Source organism: Phyllobacterium sp. GQ127 (genome assembly GCF_059758635.1).
Genome location: NZ_JCAXDZ010000004.1, coordinates 330,820 through 343,883, shown reverse-complemented (window position 1 = coordinate 343,883; position 13,064 = coordinate 330,820). Strand labels below are relative to the sequence as shown.

At 54.1% G+C, this 13,064-nt stretch carries 13 protein-coding genes; 3 read left to right on the top strand and 10 right to left on the bottom strand.

Going from position 1 to position 13,064, the window contains the following annotated elements; all coding sequences use genetic code 11:
• Position 1: 1 nt before the first annotated feature.
• From AC6CHM_RS17255 to oiaX, 9 genes are all read right to left on the bottom strand, one after another.
• Positions 2-1,066, bottom strand: a complete 1,065-nt coding sequence (locus AC6CHM_RS17255) for an ABC transporter permease (protein ID WP_498173834.1) — start codon at positions 1,064-1,066, stop codon at positions 2-4.
• Positions 1,066-2,625, bottom strand: coding sequence for a sugar ABC transporter ATP-binding protein (locus AC6CHM_RS17250; protein ID WP_354346607.1), 1,560 nt, complete (start codon positions 2,623-2,625; stop codon positions 1,066-1,068). Before AC6CHM_RS17250 ends, AC6CHM_RS17255 begins: the two co-directional genes overlap by 1 nt.
• 1 nt (position 2,626) lies before the next feature.
• Entirely contained in the window at positions 2,627-3,271 is a 645-nt protein-coding gene (locus AC6CHM_RS17245; protein ID WP_336441800.1) for a DUF2291 family protein, read from the bottom strand.
• 73 nt (positions 3,272-3,344) lie between these two features.
• Positions 3,345-4,283, bottom strand: coding sequence for a D-ribose ABC transporter substrate-binding protein (locus AC6CHM_RS17240; protein ID WP_115055601.1), 939 nt, complete (start codon positions 4,281-4,283; stop codon positions 3,345-3,347).
• 80 nt (positions 4,284-4,363) lie between these two features.
• Positions 4,364-5,191, bottom strand: a complete 828-nt coding sequence (locus AC6CHM_RS17235; RefSeq protein WP_307276802.1) for a phosphogluconate dehydrogenase C-terminal domain-containing protein — start codon at positions 5,189-5,191, stop codon at positions 4,364-4,366.
• A gap of 79 nt (positions 5,192-5,270) precedes the next feature.
• Positions 5,271-5,708, bottom strand: a complete 438-nt coding sequence (derI, locus tag AC6CHM_RS17230; RefSeq protein WP_498173833.1) for a D-erythrulose-4-phosphate isomerase — start codon at positions 5,706-5,708, stop codon at positions 5,271-5,273.
• 26 nt (positions 5,709-5,734) lie between these two features.
• A complete protein-coding gene (locus AC6CHM_RS17225) occupies positions 5,735-6,532 on the bottom strand; it encodes a triose-phosphate isomerase (RefSeq protein ID WP_498173832.1) in 798 nt (265 codons plus the stop codon).
• Positions 6,533-6,535: 3 nt separating this feature from the next.
• On the bottom strand, positions 6,536-7,867 hold the full coding sequence (locus tag AC6CHM_RS17220) for a four-carbon acid sugar kinase family protein (protein ID WP_440809372.1): 1,332 nt from the start codon (positions 7,865-7,867) through the stop codon (positions 6,536-6,538).
• 7 nt (positions 7,868-7,874) lie between these two features.
• Positions 7,875-9,134: a 3-oxo-isoapionate-4-phosphate decarboxylase OiaX gene (gene oiaX / locus AC6CHM_RS17215; RefSeq protein ID WP_336441329.1), complete on the bottom strand. Its 1,260-nt coding sequence runs from the start codon at positions 9,132-9,134 to the stop codon at positions 7,875-7,877.
• 178 nt (positions 9,135-9,312) lie between these two features.
• Between oiaX and AC6CHM_RS17210 the strand changes: the two genes are divergently transcribed.
• On the top strand, positions 9,313-10,017 hold the full coding sequence (locus tag AC6CHM_RS17210; protein ID WP_336441525.1) for a transcriptional regulator NanR: 705 nt from the start codon (positions 9,313-9,315) through the stop codon (positions 10,015-10,017).
• A gap of 447 nt (positions 10,018-10,464) precedes the next feature.
• On the opposite strand, the gene AC6CHM_RS17205 is transcribed toward AC6CHM_RS17210, so the two are convergent.
• Positions 10,465-10,737: an usg protein gene (locus tag AC6CHM_RS17205; RefSeq protein ID WP_336441330.1), complete on the bottom strand. Its 273-nt coding sequence runs from the start codon at positions 10,735-10,737 to the stop codon at positions 10,465-10,467.
• 279 nt (positions 10,738-11,016) lie between these two features.
• Between AC6CHM_RS17205 and AC6CHM_RS17200 the strand changes: the two genes are divergently transcribed.
• Together AC6CHM_RS17200 and groL are read left to right on the top strand one after the other, a co-directional pair.
• Entirely contained in the window at positions 11,017-11,331 is a 315-nt protein-coding gene (locus AC6CHM_RS17200; protein WP_498173831.1) for a co-chaperone GroES, read from the top strand.
• 47 nt (positions 11,332-11,378) lie between these two features.
• On the top strand, positions 11,379-13,007 hold the full coding sequence (gene groL, locus AC6CHM_RS17195; protein ID WP_336441332.1) for a chaperonin GroEL: 1,629 nt from the start codon (positions 11,379-11,381) through the stop codon (positions 13,005-13,007).
• Positions 13,008-13,064 lie beyond the last annotated feature (57 nt).

Genomic DNA, 13,064 nt, shown 5'->3' with positions numbered 1-13,064 from the left:
CTCAACCTTTCTTGGCTAACTGCATCAGGGCGACCTGTTGCTGCAAGCGGCGTTGTGCCTGATCTATCACCACGGCGACGATGATGACGATACCTTTGATGACCATTTGCCAGAAGGAAGAGACGCCCATCATCACCAGGCCGTCGGATAAAATGCCGATGACAAAGGCACCGATAATGGTACCGCCGATTGTGCCGCGCCCCCCGGACATGGAGGTGCCGCCCAATACGGCTGCAGCGATTGCGTTGAGTTCGAAGGAATTACCGGTCGCCGGGTGCGAGGCCATTAACTCGGAGGAAATAACGATGCCAACGATCGCTGCGCAAAAGCCGGAGAACATGTAGACGAACATTTTGACGCGATTGACACGGATGCCGGACATGCGGGCAGCACGCTCATTGCCACCAACGGCAAATATTTGGCGACCGATGGGCGTGTATCTTGCCAGATAGGCGGCGCCAAGTGCCACAACAATGAGTATCCAGATGGAAACCGGAAGACCAAAAACACGGCCGGACCCGAGGAAACTGAATCCCGTGGTTGCCAGTTCGGGTTTGCCAACGAGATTCGGAAAGGTTTGACCATCGGAGGAAAGCAGGGCGAAACCGCGGGCGACATAGAGCGTGCCGAGTGTGGCGATGAAGGGGGCTACATTCAGCTTGGTTATCAAAAGTCCGTTGACCGCACCGATGACGATCCCAACAGCGAGTGTGATCAGGCAAACTTCAACGACGTTGAAATATATCGTATAGCCGAACTGCAGATCGATGCCATGCAAGATGAGGCCACCTGCGACCATGCCGCAAAGGCCAACAATCGAGCCCACGGAAAGGTCAATGCCGCCGGTGATGATAACGAAGGTCATGCCCATAGCGAGAAATGCATTAAGCGCGACATGCTTTGACATCAGGATGATATTTGCCGCCGACAAAAAATTGGGCGCGAAGATCGAAAAGAAGACAATGACGGCAAAAAGTGCGATGAACGTTCGCAGCTTCATCAATGTTAGCAAAACAGATCCGCTGTATGTACCGGATGTTTTTTCGCTCGCTGTTGCCGTAGTCATCACGCAATTTCCCCAATAATATTGTGCCCGGCGGATTTGTGTCCTTCAGACGCGGCCTTGATAATGAGTTCTTCGCTCGCGTCAGCCCGGTCAAGGATAGCCGTGATCCTGCCGTTGCTCATCACGGCGATACGATCGGACAATGCCATGACCTCTTCCAGATCGGAGGTCGAAAACAGAATGGCGAGACCTTCGCCAGCCAACCGTCTCATGGTACGAAACACGTCTGCCTTTGCACCCACGTCAATCCCGCGGCTCGGCTCGTCCATGAGGAGCACTTTCGGATTGGTCATCAGTGCCTTGCCGATGACGACTTTTTGCTGATTGCCGCCGGACATGGAGGTAACATCGAAATCCGGATTGGGTGCCTTGATAGAAAGGTTCTGGATCGAGTCTTTGATGGCAGATTTTTCCCGTTCGCCGACGATGTGGAAGCCAAATTTGACAAATTTCTCAAGGCTGGCGAGGGTCAGGTTCGAGGCGATGGAAAGCACCTGTACGAGACCCTCACGCTGCCGGTCTTCAGGGATCAGTGCGAGGCCTTTGCGGATCCGCGTGGACGTATCCCGGGCAATGACCTCCTCGCCTGCCACAAAAATCTTTCCGGTCGAGTGCGCATGCTGTCCGATGACGCACTCAAAAAATTCGCTGCGACCCGCGCCCATCAGGCCGTATATGCCGAGCACCTCTCCAGCTCGAACCGAAACGGAGAGATGATCGACAGAGAGGCCTCCGGTTTTGCGCGGCAAGCAGATATCCTCCGCGCGGAAGGCTTCCGGCCCGAGCTTGTGGTCAACAGACTTGGCGAAATCCTTGGCGTCAGAGCCGATCATCGAGCGGACGATCCACCTTGTGTCGATGTCCTTGACGATGGCCTGACCGGTGATCCGGCCATCGCGCAGCACCGTGATATAGTCACCGATGCGCATCAGTTCTTCGAGACGGTGCGATATATAAACAATCGCGACACCTTGCGCCTTCAGTTCGCCGATCACCTTGAAGAGAATATCGACTTCGGCGGCCGACAAGGCTGAAGTTGGTTCATCGAGGATCAATATACGGGTATCAAGCGAGATTGCCTTGGCGATTTCAACGAGCTGCTGCTGGCCGATCGGCAAGTCTTCCACCATGGTCTCGGCATTGATGCCAGCATCAAGTTTATCCAGAAAATGGTTGGCTTTTTCCACCTGCGCCTTGTGATCGATGCCACGCATGCCACGGGTAATCTCCCGGGTCAGGAAGATGTTCTCGGCCACGGAAAGATTGCCGAAGAGATTGAGCTCCTGAAACACCATTCCGATGCCATGCTTCTGCGCATCGGCTGGCGAATTGAATTCGACTTCTGTGCCGTCCAGGAGAATGCGGCCGAGGGTTGGCCTCTCGACGCCTGCAATCATGCGCATCAGCGTTGACTTGCCGGCGCCGTTTTCGCCGACGAGCACGTTGACCGCGCCGCGATACAATTCAAGGCTGGCGCGCTTGACTGCAACGATACCCGAATAGACCTTGGTGACATCGTCGAGCTTGAGGATTGTGTGGAGTTTGTCGGTGACCGTCATCTCAGCCGCCGATCGCGATGGTGGCTGGCGTAAACAATGCCGGCTGGCCGGTTGACGGTAAGGGATAGGCGCCGAGCGCTTCGATCTTCTTGCCTTCCAGGCCGTTGCGTGACAGCTTTTCAAGCGTTAATTTATTAACGTGCGTGTTAAATGCTTTGCCAAATTCTGCCCATTGGATCTGGTTCTTGAACTCATTGAAATTGACAAAATCGAGGCTGTCACGCAGTGCTGTCCCTTTGATGACCGGACCGATTTGAATGCGGACATCCGCCTTGCCGTCACTATTAACATCAGTGTCGAGATAGGCAGCGCGGGATTTCGTTTCGGCTTTAATGATAAAACCGGAAACCTTGGCGGCAAAAGTCCAGGGTGCGCTTCCCTCCTTTTCCTTGTGCCCATAGGCAGCGGCGGCCGCATTCAGATCAGTTGCGGAAAGAGCAGACACCTCTTGGAATGTGCCGGCGCGCTTTTCAAGAAACGAGATGACTTTCGTGTCCCAAATCCCGGCAACCTGTTGATCCGGGTTAAACCCGCCGTTTGCCGCCGCCGTGGCCTCTTCAGCCGTCGGCGTCTTGATAATTTTGCAGCCGGTCAAAATCAGCGCAATGGCGAGGCAGGCCGCGGCAGCTTTGCGAGGGTTCGGCATGAATACTGCTCCCTTCCAAAGGAATAATCGTGCGGTGCGGAAATCATCCACACCGCACTTATTCTCTGGAGTATCAATCTTTCAGGGCGAAGGTTTCAAGCGCTGCGGCATTGTCGGCATTGATCAGCACACAATCCATCAGCTGCTTTTCTTCCGCAGGTCCCTTGCCCGTCTTGATGAAGACATCGGCCTGTTCAACAGCCATCTGTGCCTGAGCAAAGGCAGGCTGCAGGACCGTCGCTTTTATACCGCCGGATTTAATGGAATCGCGAACATCATTGGACCCGTCGAACCCGACAACGATAACGTCCTTTCGTCCAGCCGCTTGCAGTGCTGCAATCGCTCCCATTGCCATGGTATCGTTGCCGGAAATCACCCCTTTAATGTCAGGATTGGCTTGCAGGATGGTCTCCATCTTGGAGTAGCCTTCCGTTTGGCTCCAATTTGCCGACTGTTGTGCAACCATCTTCATTTCGGGATATTCGTCGATGACGTCATGGTAACCTTTCGAACGAATTCCCGCATTCAGATCAGCTTCACGGCCAAGCAACTCGACATAGTTGCCTTTTTCGCCCATCAACTTGACGAATTCCTCAGCTCCAAGTTGCGCACCCTGATAATTGTTGGAAACGATCTGGGAAACGGCAATACCGGTGGCATTGATCTCACGGTCGATCAGAAATGATGGTATTCCCGCGTCCTTGGCCTTCTTGACGGCAGCAATGGACGCCTCTGAGCCGGCATTATCGAGAATGATCGCCTTGGCGCCACGACCAATGGCAGTATCGATAAGCTGCGATTGTTTGTTCGCGTCATCATCGTGAACAAGGATCAAGGTCTCGTAACCAAGTGACTTGGCTTTTGCCTCGGCGCCCACTGCTTCCGCCTTAAAGAAAGGGTTGTCGTGTGACGGTGTGATAATTGCGATAAGGTCTGCCGCATAGGCCGGCATTGCTGTGCCAATTGCCAGTATCGCAGCTGTGGCAAGCAATAGTCTGCGTGTGAATTTCATGTCGTTCCTCCCAGATAAAATGAACGGCTCCGTTCCCGGCGAAGCCGATAGTGATTGTGGGATTTAAGGCCCCATGCCGGTCAGGTGATGCGCCGGATGCTTTCAGCGATTTCGGAAGGCTCAAACACCTTTCTCCAATCGTCGCGCATAAGCGCTGGAATACCAAATTCGATGGCTTTGTTACACGCGTCAGAGAACACCCCCTGAACTTCACCGAAGATCACTGCGCCGAGGACGTTCATGTGGCCGAGCAGAAAGTCGCGTGCGGCCTGTTCTGGCACCCCTCGCGTCACGCATTCATCCATCGCCTGCTTCATGACCATGAGCAGAGAAGCCGCTACCGTTTCCGATAAGCCCGGCTCGAGAATGGCGAGCTGTTCAACGGTGACACGATGAGACCGCATGACCGGCGCCCAGATCACTTTGGCAATTTCCTCACCCAGAGTATAAGCCGTTTCGGGACCCTGCATCAGCGCGGAGACGATATGCTGCTTGGCATAGAGACCTCCAAAGTGATCCTTCTTCGCCTGCATATCGGTTTCGTCGTTGAAAATCGGTGGATGGCACGGGTGGGTGACGAAATACGTCAGGTCGGGTCGAACGGGTAGGTGTCCCGCAAAGGGCGCTGCTGCGTCGAGCGCAATGACCATGGTTCCCGCAACCAGCCTATCAACAATACTGGCGGCGACCTTGCCAATGACTGTATCTGGAACCGCAAGAATGACAACATCAACACCCGCAAGTGCCGTGTTAATATCTACACATGACAGGCCAAGCTCTTCTTCAAGGCGAGACTTGCCGGCATCGCTTACTTCTACATGGCGCACCTCAAAGCGTGAGCCCATCAGATTTTTGGCCAAGCGGTAGCCCATTTTCCCGCCGGCACCGAGTAGAGCGATTGCAGTCATGTTTCCTCACCTCATGAATATATGTTTTGGTACATTAACTGGTATGATGAGTCAATGATCGCTCCATCATATTCGACGCTTATTTCGCGCGATCCAACTTATCGATTGCCTCGACATTACCTGCTGATGCGCCTTGGGGATCGAATTCGGATTCCAGCCATTTATCCACGATAGCCTTGGCAAGTTCCGGGCCGATAACACGGGCGCCCATGGTGATGATCTGCGCATTGTTGGATTTGGCAGCACGCTCGGCGGAATAGGTATCATGGGTCAGCGCGGCGCGAATGCCCGGCACCTTGTTTGCGGAAATACTGACGCCAATGCCTGTGCCGCAGATGAGAATGCCGCGCTCATTGGTTCCATCGACAATTGTCTGCGCCAATTTTTGCGAAAGATCGGCATAAAAGCCGGACTGGCTCAGATCTGCAACGACATGTTCCGGCTTTGTCGCAAGATGCGCAGCAATGACATCAAGCAAAGGCTTACCCGCACTATCGGCTCCAATTGCTATTTTCATGAGTTTTTCCTTTCTAGATCTGTTCTTTACGCAATTCCGGACGGAAAACCGGTTCCCACTTTTCCTGGAATTGCTTTTGCGACCCGCTGTAAAATATCAAGATAGCCTTCTGCTGCCCAAGCAGAGCGACCAATGAAAAGGCCATCAATATTCGGGCAGGTAATCAGTTCGGCGCAGTTTTCAGGATTGACGCTGCCGCCATAAAGGACAGGTACAGCAGTGCCGAGCACCGACTTGGCCACAGCCGCGATCTTCGCATGGCGTTCATCTGCATAGTCGGACGTTGCCGGAATGCCGTTGACGCCGATTGCCCATATAGGTTCGTAGGCGAGAAGGATCGGATGCCGCTTCGCTTCACCTTCAAGCAGGCCGAGGGCAGCTTGCACTTGCGCAGCAAGCACGGCGTCGGCCTCTCCGGCCTCGCGTTGAGCCAGACTTTCACCAATGCAGATCAACGGGGTCAATCCATGACGCACGGCTGCCGCGACCTTGAGGCCAACAGTTCTGTCGGTTTCACCAAAAAACTCGCGGCGCTCGGAATGTCCAAGCTCGACCAGATCGGGATTGCAGTCCTTCAGCATCAGCGGCGATATTTCACCGGTCCATGCACCTGCATCATCCCAGTGCATGTTCTGGGCACCGACCTTGACGCTTGTGTCTTTCAACGCGGCTTTGACTTCACGCACCGCTGTGAACGGCGGAATGACAAAGCGCTGAAACCGCTTGTCGCGGCTTTCATCACCGGCAGCAAGAGCTTCGGCAAAGGCCAAAGCCTCCGCCAGCGTCTTGTTCATCTTGAAACTCGTGCCAATCCAGAAGGTCATGACTTATGTCCCTCTTCCATCTTGGATTTGAGCAAAATAATCATCGGCCCCAATCTGTCCTCCTTTAAGCGCAATCTGAAGACCGTTTGTGGGTCCGTATGGCCCATGAGCGATGCAGAGCGGTGATCCGGGTGTTTGTGGCAGGGGAAGCAATGTCGTTAAGGCTTCCGTATGTAACTCCTGGAGAGCGTGACTGGAGGTATCGCCGCCCGCAATAACTACACGCTCGAGTTTTTGTTCTTCGACGAGACGGCGTAAAATAGTGCCAAGGACCTGTCCAAGCCGGTGTCGCGCGCCGGCGATATGGTCGATATCTGCGCCGCGATCGGCCGACGGACCAAGCGCCGTATGGAGGATGACACTACGCCCGGCATTCAGGCTTATACATCCTGCTTTGACTGCGTCGTTCACAGCCTGATTGGTGTTTTCGCCGATCAGTTGTAATGGATCAAGATCAACAGTGTTGAAGCCGTCGGCTCTTGCGCGGCGTATTTGCCTTTCCGTTGTCGGCGAAACACTGCCAGAAACCACTGCAAGACGGTCCACTTTCCCAGGCAAGGGAAAATTGGGCGGTGCGCCCAGGACACCCTGGGAGCGCCACGCGCTGATGAGAGCGTATTCTACGCCGGAGGAGCCAGCGACAAACAGGCCGCCATTTCTTCTTAGTTGCCACAAATGCTTGCCTGCGGCCATCTGCGACAGATCGCCGTCAACGTCGATAAGCGAGACCCCCGAGGCGGTTCCATGTGCTGCAATCAGACTGTCTGCGTCGTCACCAAGCAGTGCTACAAGGTCTACCAGTCGCACCGGCAGGCTGGTTTGCCTGCTCAGATGCACCGTAAGATCGGCTTCATCCATCGGTGTCACCGGGTGCCTGCTCATGACAGGATGGCGGTCGATGCGAAAGACCGTACCCTGATAAGCGGCAAAGAGATGACCAAAGGCGGTATAGCGCTTGAGTTGCGGCGCGCCGACAATCACAGGCACACATGATTGCCCAAAAATCCTCTTTCCAATCTCGATTGCTTTGCCAATATTCCCAATGCGCGGACTGGAATCAAAGGTGGAACAGACCTTATAGTGACAAATGGCCGCCTTACGTTCATGTAGCCACTCAATGGCAGGAGCAAGATGGTCTTCCATCCACTCTGGCGTCTGGCTACGGCTCGTGCCGGCAATCCCGATCGCTTGGCAATCTTTGAATCGCTCGAGCAGGTCAACGCTTGGAATGCCCAGGAACAACACTGTAGAAATACCGTTGAGCGCAAGTGCTTCCATGACATCGGTAGAACCGGTAAGATCATCTCCGTAGTAGCTGATAAGTGGGCGCGCCATCAGCACCTCAAGCGCCTTTGCCATTGGCGAACTTGTTGATAGATGCCGCAAGTTCCGGGTGGTTTTTGGCATAAAGGCCAAGTGGAATGTCGGCGACGGCCGCCTCCCAAGCCTGCTGTACAGCCCTGACACCAGCGGCTGGACCCTGGGGATGGCTGACAATGCCGCCTCCACATAGATAGAGAAGGTCTGTTGACCGGCCGGTCCGATTATAGGTGTCAGGTGCTTGGCCACCCCACTGACCGGAGCCGACCACAGGCAGCGGGCAATCGGATTTATCAAAGAGCGGCGTGCTCAGAGCCTTGAAGGAGGAGATGAAACTCTCATCCGGTTCCCAATATTTGACACGGATGCCATTGATCTGGAACTGGTCAACGCCGATCAGACGCCAGAATTGCTGCCAGACTTTAAAATCCATGCCCGCGCCCGGACTTCGGGTCAGTAGATCCCAACCATTGCGATGGGCGTGTAGCACAAGACCAGAGCGCTTGCGCAGGAAGGTCATTCCGCCCATCCCGATTGAATTGATGTTGACGACGGCACAATTACCGCCGGCTTTCAGCACTAGATCGTGATTGCGCATTAGCTCATCAGGATCAGCGTGCGAGATTCCGAACGCATACATGACCTTCTTTCCGGTCCTTTGCTCGTGATCAAGAATGAGGGGCATGATCGCTGCGATGCGTTCCTTGAGCGGAGAATAGGACGGACTCATCAGCTTCTCGTCGTCCTTGATGAAATCCACCCCTGACCGTACCAGCTCTTCTGCCAGAGCTGCCGTTTCTCCCGGGCGCAGTCCAAGTGCCGGCTTGACGATGGTGCCGATGATCGGACGGTTGTATACATTGGTCAGGCGACGACTCTCAGCGATTCCAAATTGTGGACCCGGATGAGCAGAACGAAAAGCATCGGGGAGTCTCATGTCGACGACGCGTATGCCGGTCATGCCCTTAATCGAGTAGACTCCGCCTATCGCAATTGTCATCAATGCAGATAGATCCGTACCGACCGCATCAAGGGGAAAAGCAATTTCGACATCGGCGCGGCGCAGCCTGGCATGGCCTTTTTCAAGCTCGGGCCAAGTCGGTATCACAGCATTTTCCAGCGGCTTGATCGAGACTACATGCGCGGCAACTCTGGCCTTCAGCTCCTCAGTTTCGCCCGGGACCGGGACGAAGGTTCCAGTTGATTGGTCGCTGGCGATCTTCTGAGCCATGGCCTCAATATTGCCAGGTGTCTCAATGCGGTACGTCAAGTGGATCATCATGGAATTGCTGCTCCCAATGCCGCCGAATATTCGTGGCGTCAACTCATGATGTGGTATAATGAGTATTCCAACGGCTGTGAAGAAGAATTTTGGCATGCAGCGCGATTTCGGCGCGCCCCCTATTCTCGATGTCCTGTTAGCTTGTATAAGGAGTGCAGTTTTGAACCAGCGAGACCCCATGAATCAACCTGTTGAACAGATCGTCCGTCGGAAACTGTCTGATGAAGTCTTCGACCGTCTGGAACGGATGATCACGTCGGGCGAGTTGAAGCCGGGAGACGATATGCCCTCCGAGCGGGTCCTCATGGAGCGGTTCGGCGTTGGGCGTCCAGCCATCCGCGAAGCGATGCAAGCGCTTGCAAATATGGGGCTGGTCAATATTTCACATGGCGAGCGCGCCAAGGTCCTGCAGTTGACGGCGAAGTCAATCTTCCGTCAAGTTGACCTGACCGCAAAAATCATGCTGTCACAATCATCGGACACGCTGGAACATCTCAAGAGCAGCCGTATCTTCTTCGAGCGGGGGATGGCGCGAGAGGCTGCCTTGCGCATAGAGCCACAAGACATCGCCGATCTCGAGGCCATCATCGAGCGCCAACGCCAATCGCTGGGTCAAGCAGAAGAGTTCATTTCAGCCGACATGCGGTTTCATAGCCGCATTGCCCAGATTTCGGGAAATCCGATCTTTGTCGCGGTAAGTGAGGCGATGCTTGCTTGGTTGAAGGCTTATCACACCGACATGCTCATCTGGACCGGGAAGGAAAAGTTTACGCTGGTCGAACATGAAGAAATTCTCGATCGCTTGGCAGCGAAAGATGCAGACGGAGCCGAAGCCGCTGTTCTTAAACATCTCGAGCGGTCAAGAGCTCTTTACACTCGGTAATGGTGTTGATAACAACCCTGGTCCGATCATAGGCAAGGGTTCAACGAGCCGCCCATCATTGCTGCATCCGGTTTAACTGGGATGAGATGATTGCAGGTGCTGTCCAGATCCATCCATGGCTAATGATATTTGACTTTCTATCCATGCCGGGGATCTGCCCCGGCAGAACGATCGGGATTGCGCACGCCCCGCGCCTCCTCCGAGACGGTGATGACTCGTCGCCATTCGTCGGTCTTCCTGTGCAGGATGTCGGGATTTTCAATCTTGCCTGGCGTGGAACGATGCGCCCGGCCGTGTCTAACACGGGAAGCGAATGCCCCTTGCTGGCGCTGGGAGCAAATGGAGCCGCCGCGCTTGGCGGCATTGAGTTATTCATGCAAAACTCCAGCATCGCAACACTGTCGAGCAGCTGGCAAATCCGAGCCCAGAGCTCTCTTATTACCGGGATCAGTGAATGTTGATCTCGCCGCTGACAAGCCGCCACTCATTAGCCCCGATGAGACGCCTGTGGGTATAGCGGATGGAATGCAGGGGGCCGTCGAGTTTGTCTTGCCAGAAATCAAGAAACTTCCTCATGACCGGAAATTCCGGCGCTACATCATAGTCCTGCCAGACGAAAGTCTGCAGGACGGATTCAAAATCGGGAATGCGATAAAGAATATGAGCTGTTGTCAGGCCGTAACCGTCAAGCTGGCGCTCCAATTGCGATGAATACTGCATGCTTCATCTCCATTGCGTAACGATAACCAAGTTTGGTCCACAACCGTGCAGAAATCAACAGAAAACAGGGCGCTGATGGTAAAATTATTGTTTCTTTACATAGTGTTAGCAGCGGGCGTTAGAGAGTGCTAATTTTTTTGATTTGAGATATTGAAACTGTGTCTTGCTGAAACCAGATCGATAGCCGCTATCGCTTGAACAAGGATAGCGCCCACTCCGGATTGGCCTTTCGGTCCGGGAGTGAAATTGAACATGATTTGTTTGTCCATGGAGGAAAACATGACATTTCGACCGCTACACGATCGTATTCTAGTCCGCCGCGTCGAGTCTGAAGAAAAGACAAGCGGCGGCATCATCATTCCTGACACAGCCAAGGAAAAACCGCAGGAAGGCGAGGTATTGGCCGTCGGTCCTGGCACGCGAAACGAAGCCGGCCAAATTCAGCCCCTCGAGCTTAAGACCGGAGACCGTATCTTGTTTGGCAAATGGTCAGGTACCGAAATCAAGATCAATGGCGAAGAACTGCTGATCATGAAGGAAAGTGATGTAATGGGCATTGTAGAGGCTCAGACGATCGAGAGGAAGGCTGCGTGAGCGGGACGTATCATTATAAACTGCTGCGTGAAAAAAGGAGCAATTAAATGGCTGTCAAGGAAGTAAAATTCAACACGGACGCGCGTGAGCGTATGCTGCGCGGTGTCGATATTCTTGCAAATGCTGTAAAAGTGACCTTGGGTCCCAAGGGGCGCAACGTTGTGATTGACAAGTCCTTCGGTGCACCGCGCATCACAAAAGACGGTGTTTCTGTCGCCAAGGAAATAGAACTTGAGGACAAGTTCGAGAATATGGGTGCTCAGATGCTGCGCGAGGTAGCATCCAAGACCAATGATCTTGCCGGAGACGGCACAACAACGGCAACCGTGCTGGCTCAGGCTATCGTCAGGGAAGGCGCAAAGGCCGTTGCTTCGGGCCTTAATCCGATGGACCTGAAACGCGGGATTGATATTGCGGTTGATGCCGTTATCGGCGAACTGAAAAACAATGCTCGCAAGATTTCCAAAAACGCGGAAATTGCCCAAGTGGGCACGATTTCTGCAAATGGCGATGAAGAGATCGGCCGATACCTGGCAGAAGCAATGGAAAAAGTGGGCAACGAAGGTGTCATTACCGTTGAAGAAGCCAAGACCGCCGAGACCGAATTGGAGGTGGTTGAGGGCATGCAGTTTGACCGAGGCTACCTGTCGCCGTATTTCGTCACCAACCAGGACAAAATGCGGGCCGAACTGGAAGATCCCTATATTCTTATCCACGAGAAAAAGCTTTCCAATTTGCAGGCCATGCTCCCGGTTCTGGAAGCAGTCGTGCAATCTGGTAAACCCCTTTTGATTATCGCCGAGGATGTCGAAGGCGAGGCGTTGGCAACGTTGGTCGTCAACAAGTTGCGCGGCGGCCTGAAAATAGCCGCTGTCAAGGCGCCCGGTTTCGGCGATCGCCGCAAAGCTATGCTCGAAGATATTGCCATATTGACTGGCGGAACGGTGGTTTCCGAGGACATGGGTATAAAACTCGAGAACGTGACGCTCAATATGCTCGGCCGAGCCAAGAAGGTTGTGATCGAAAAAGAAAACACCACCGTCATCGATGGGGTCGGTTCAAAAGCCGAGATCGAGGGTCGCGTCAGCCAAATTCGCACGCAGATTGAAGAGACCACGTCTGACTATGATCGTGAAAAGCTGCAGGAACGTTTGGCAAAGCTGGCAGGCGGCGTTGCCGTTATTCGCGTTGGTGGCTCCACGGAAATCGAGGTTAAGGAAAAGAAAGACCGGGTCGACGACGCACTGCATGCTACGCGAGCAGCCGTTGAAGAAGGCATTCTGCCGGGTGGTGGTGTAGCCCTGCTGCGTGCTGTCAACGCGCTGGACAACATCTATATGGCCAATTCAGACCAGCAAGTCGGTGTCGAAATTGTTCGCCGTGCGATCGAAGCGCCAGCGCGCCAGATTGCGGAGAATGCGGGTGCCGAAGGATCGATTATTGTGGGCAAACTGCGTGAAAAATCTGAGTTCTCGTTCGGGTGGAATGCCCAAACGGGTGAATATGGCGACCTTTACGCCCAGGGCGTCATCGATCCGGCAAAGGTTGTACGCACGGCGCTTCAGGATGCAGCTTCCGTTGCCGGTTTATTGGTGACAACGGAAGCTATGATCGCTGAAAAGCCGAAGAAGGAAACATCTCCTGCACTACCAGCAGGTGCTGGGATGGATTTTTAAATCGCGAACCCGACCCGCCTCACAGGGGCGGGTCACCACCATTCGTTGGGGGGCATT

Bases quoted from the DNA above. Each gene is read 5' to 3' on its own strand.
- AC6CHM_RS17255 (WP_498173834.1), bottom strand. From the start codon at position 1,066: ATGACTACGGCAACAGCGAGCGAAAAAACATCCGGTACATACAGCGGA.
- AC6CHM_RS17250 (WP_354346607.1), bottom strand. From the start codon at position 2,625: ATGACGGTCACCGACAAACTCCACACAATCCTCAAGCTCGACGATGTC.
- AC6CHM_RS17245 (WP_336441800.1), bottom strand. From the start codon at position 3,271: ATGCCGAACCCTCGCAAAGCTGCCGCGGCCTGCCTCGCCATTGCGCTG.
- AC6CHM_RS17240 (WP_115055601.1), bottom strand. From the start codon at position 4,283: ATGAAATTCACACGCAGACTATTGCTTGCCACAGCTGCGATACTGGCA.
- AC6CHM_RS17235 (WP_307276802.1), bottom strand. From the start codon at position 5,191: ATGACTGCAATCGCTCTACTCGGTGCCGGCGGGAAAATGGGCTACCGC.
- derI (WP_498173833.1), bottom strand. From the start codon at position 5,708: ATGAAAATAGCAATTGGAGCCGATAGTGCGGGTAAGCCTTTGCTTGAT.
- AC6CHM_RS17225 (WP_498173832.1), bottom strand. From the start codon at position 6,532: ATGACCTTCTGGATTGGCACGAGTTTCAAGATGAACAAGACGCTGGCG.
- AC6CHM_RS17220 (WP_440809372.1), bottom strand. From the start codon at position 7,867: ATGGCGCGCCCACTTATCAGCTACTACGGAGATGATCTTACCGGTTCT.
- oiaX (WP_336441329.1), bottom strand. From the start codon at position 9,134: ATGATGATCCACTTGACGTACCGCATTGAGACACCTGGCAATATTGAG.
- AC6CHM_RS17210 (WP_336441525.1), top strand. From the start codon at position 9,313: ATGAATCAACCTGTTGAACAGATCGTCCGTCGGAAACTGTCTGATGAA.
- AC6CHM_RS17205 (WP_336441330.1), bottom strand. From the start codon at position 10,737: ATGCAGTATTCATCGCAATTGGAGCGCCAGCTTGACGGTTACGGCCTG.
- AC6CHM_RS17200 (WP_498173831.1), top strand. From the start codon at position 11,017: ATGACATTTCGACCGCTACACGATCGTATTCTAGTCCGCCGCGTCGAG.
- groL (WP_336441332.1), top strand. From the start codon at position 11,379: ATGGCTGTCAAGGAAGTAAAATTCAACACGGACGCGCGTGAGCGTATG.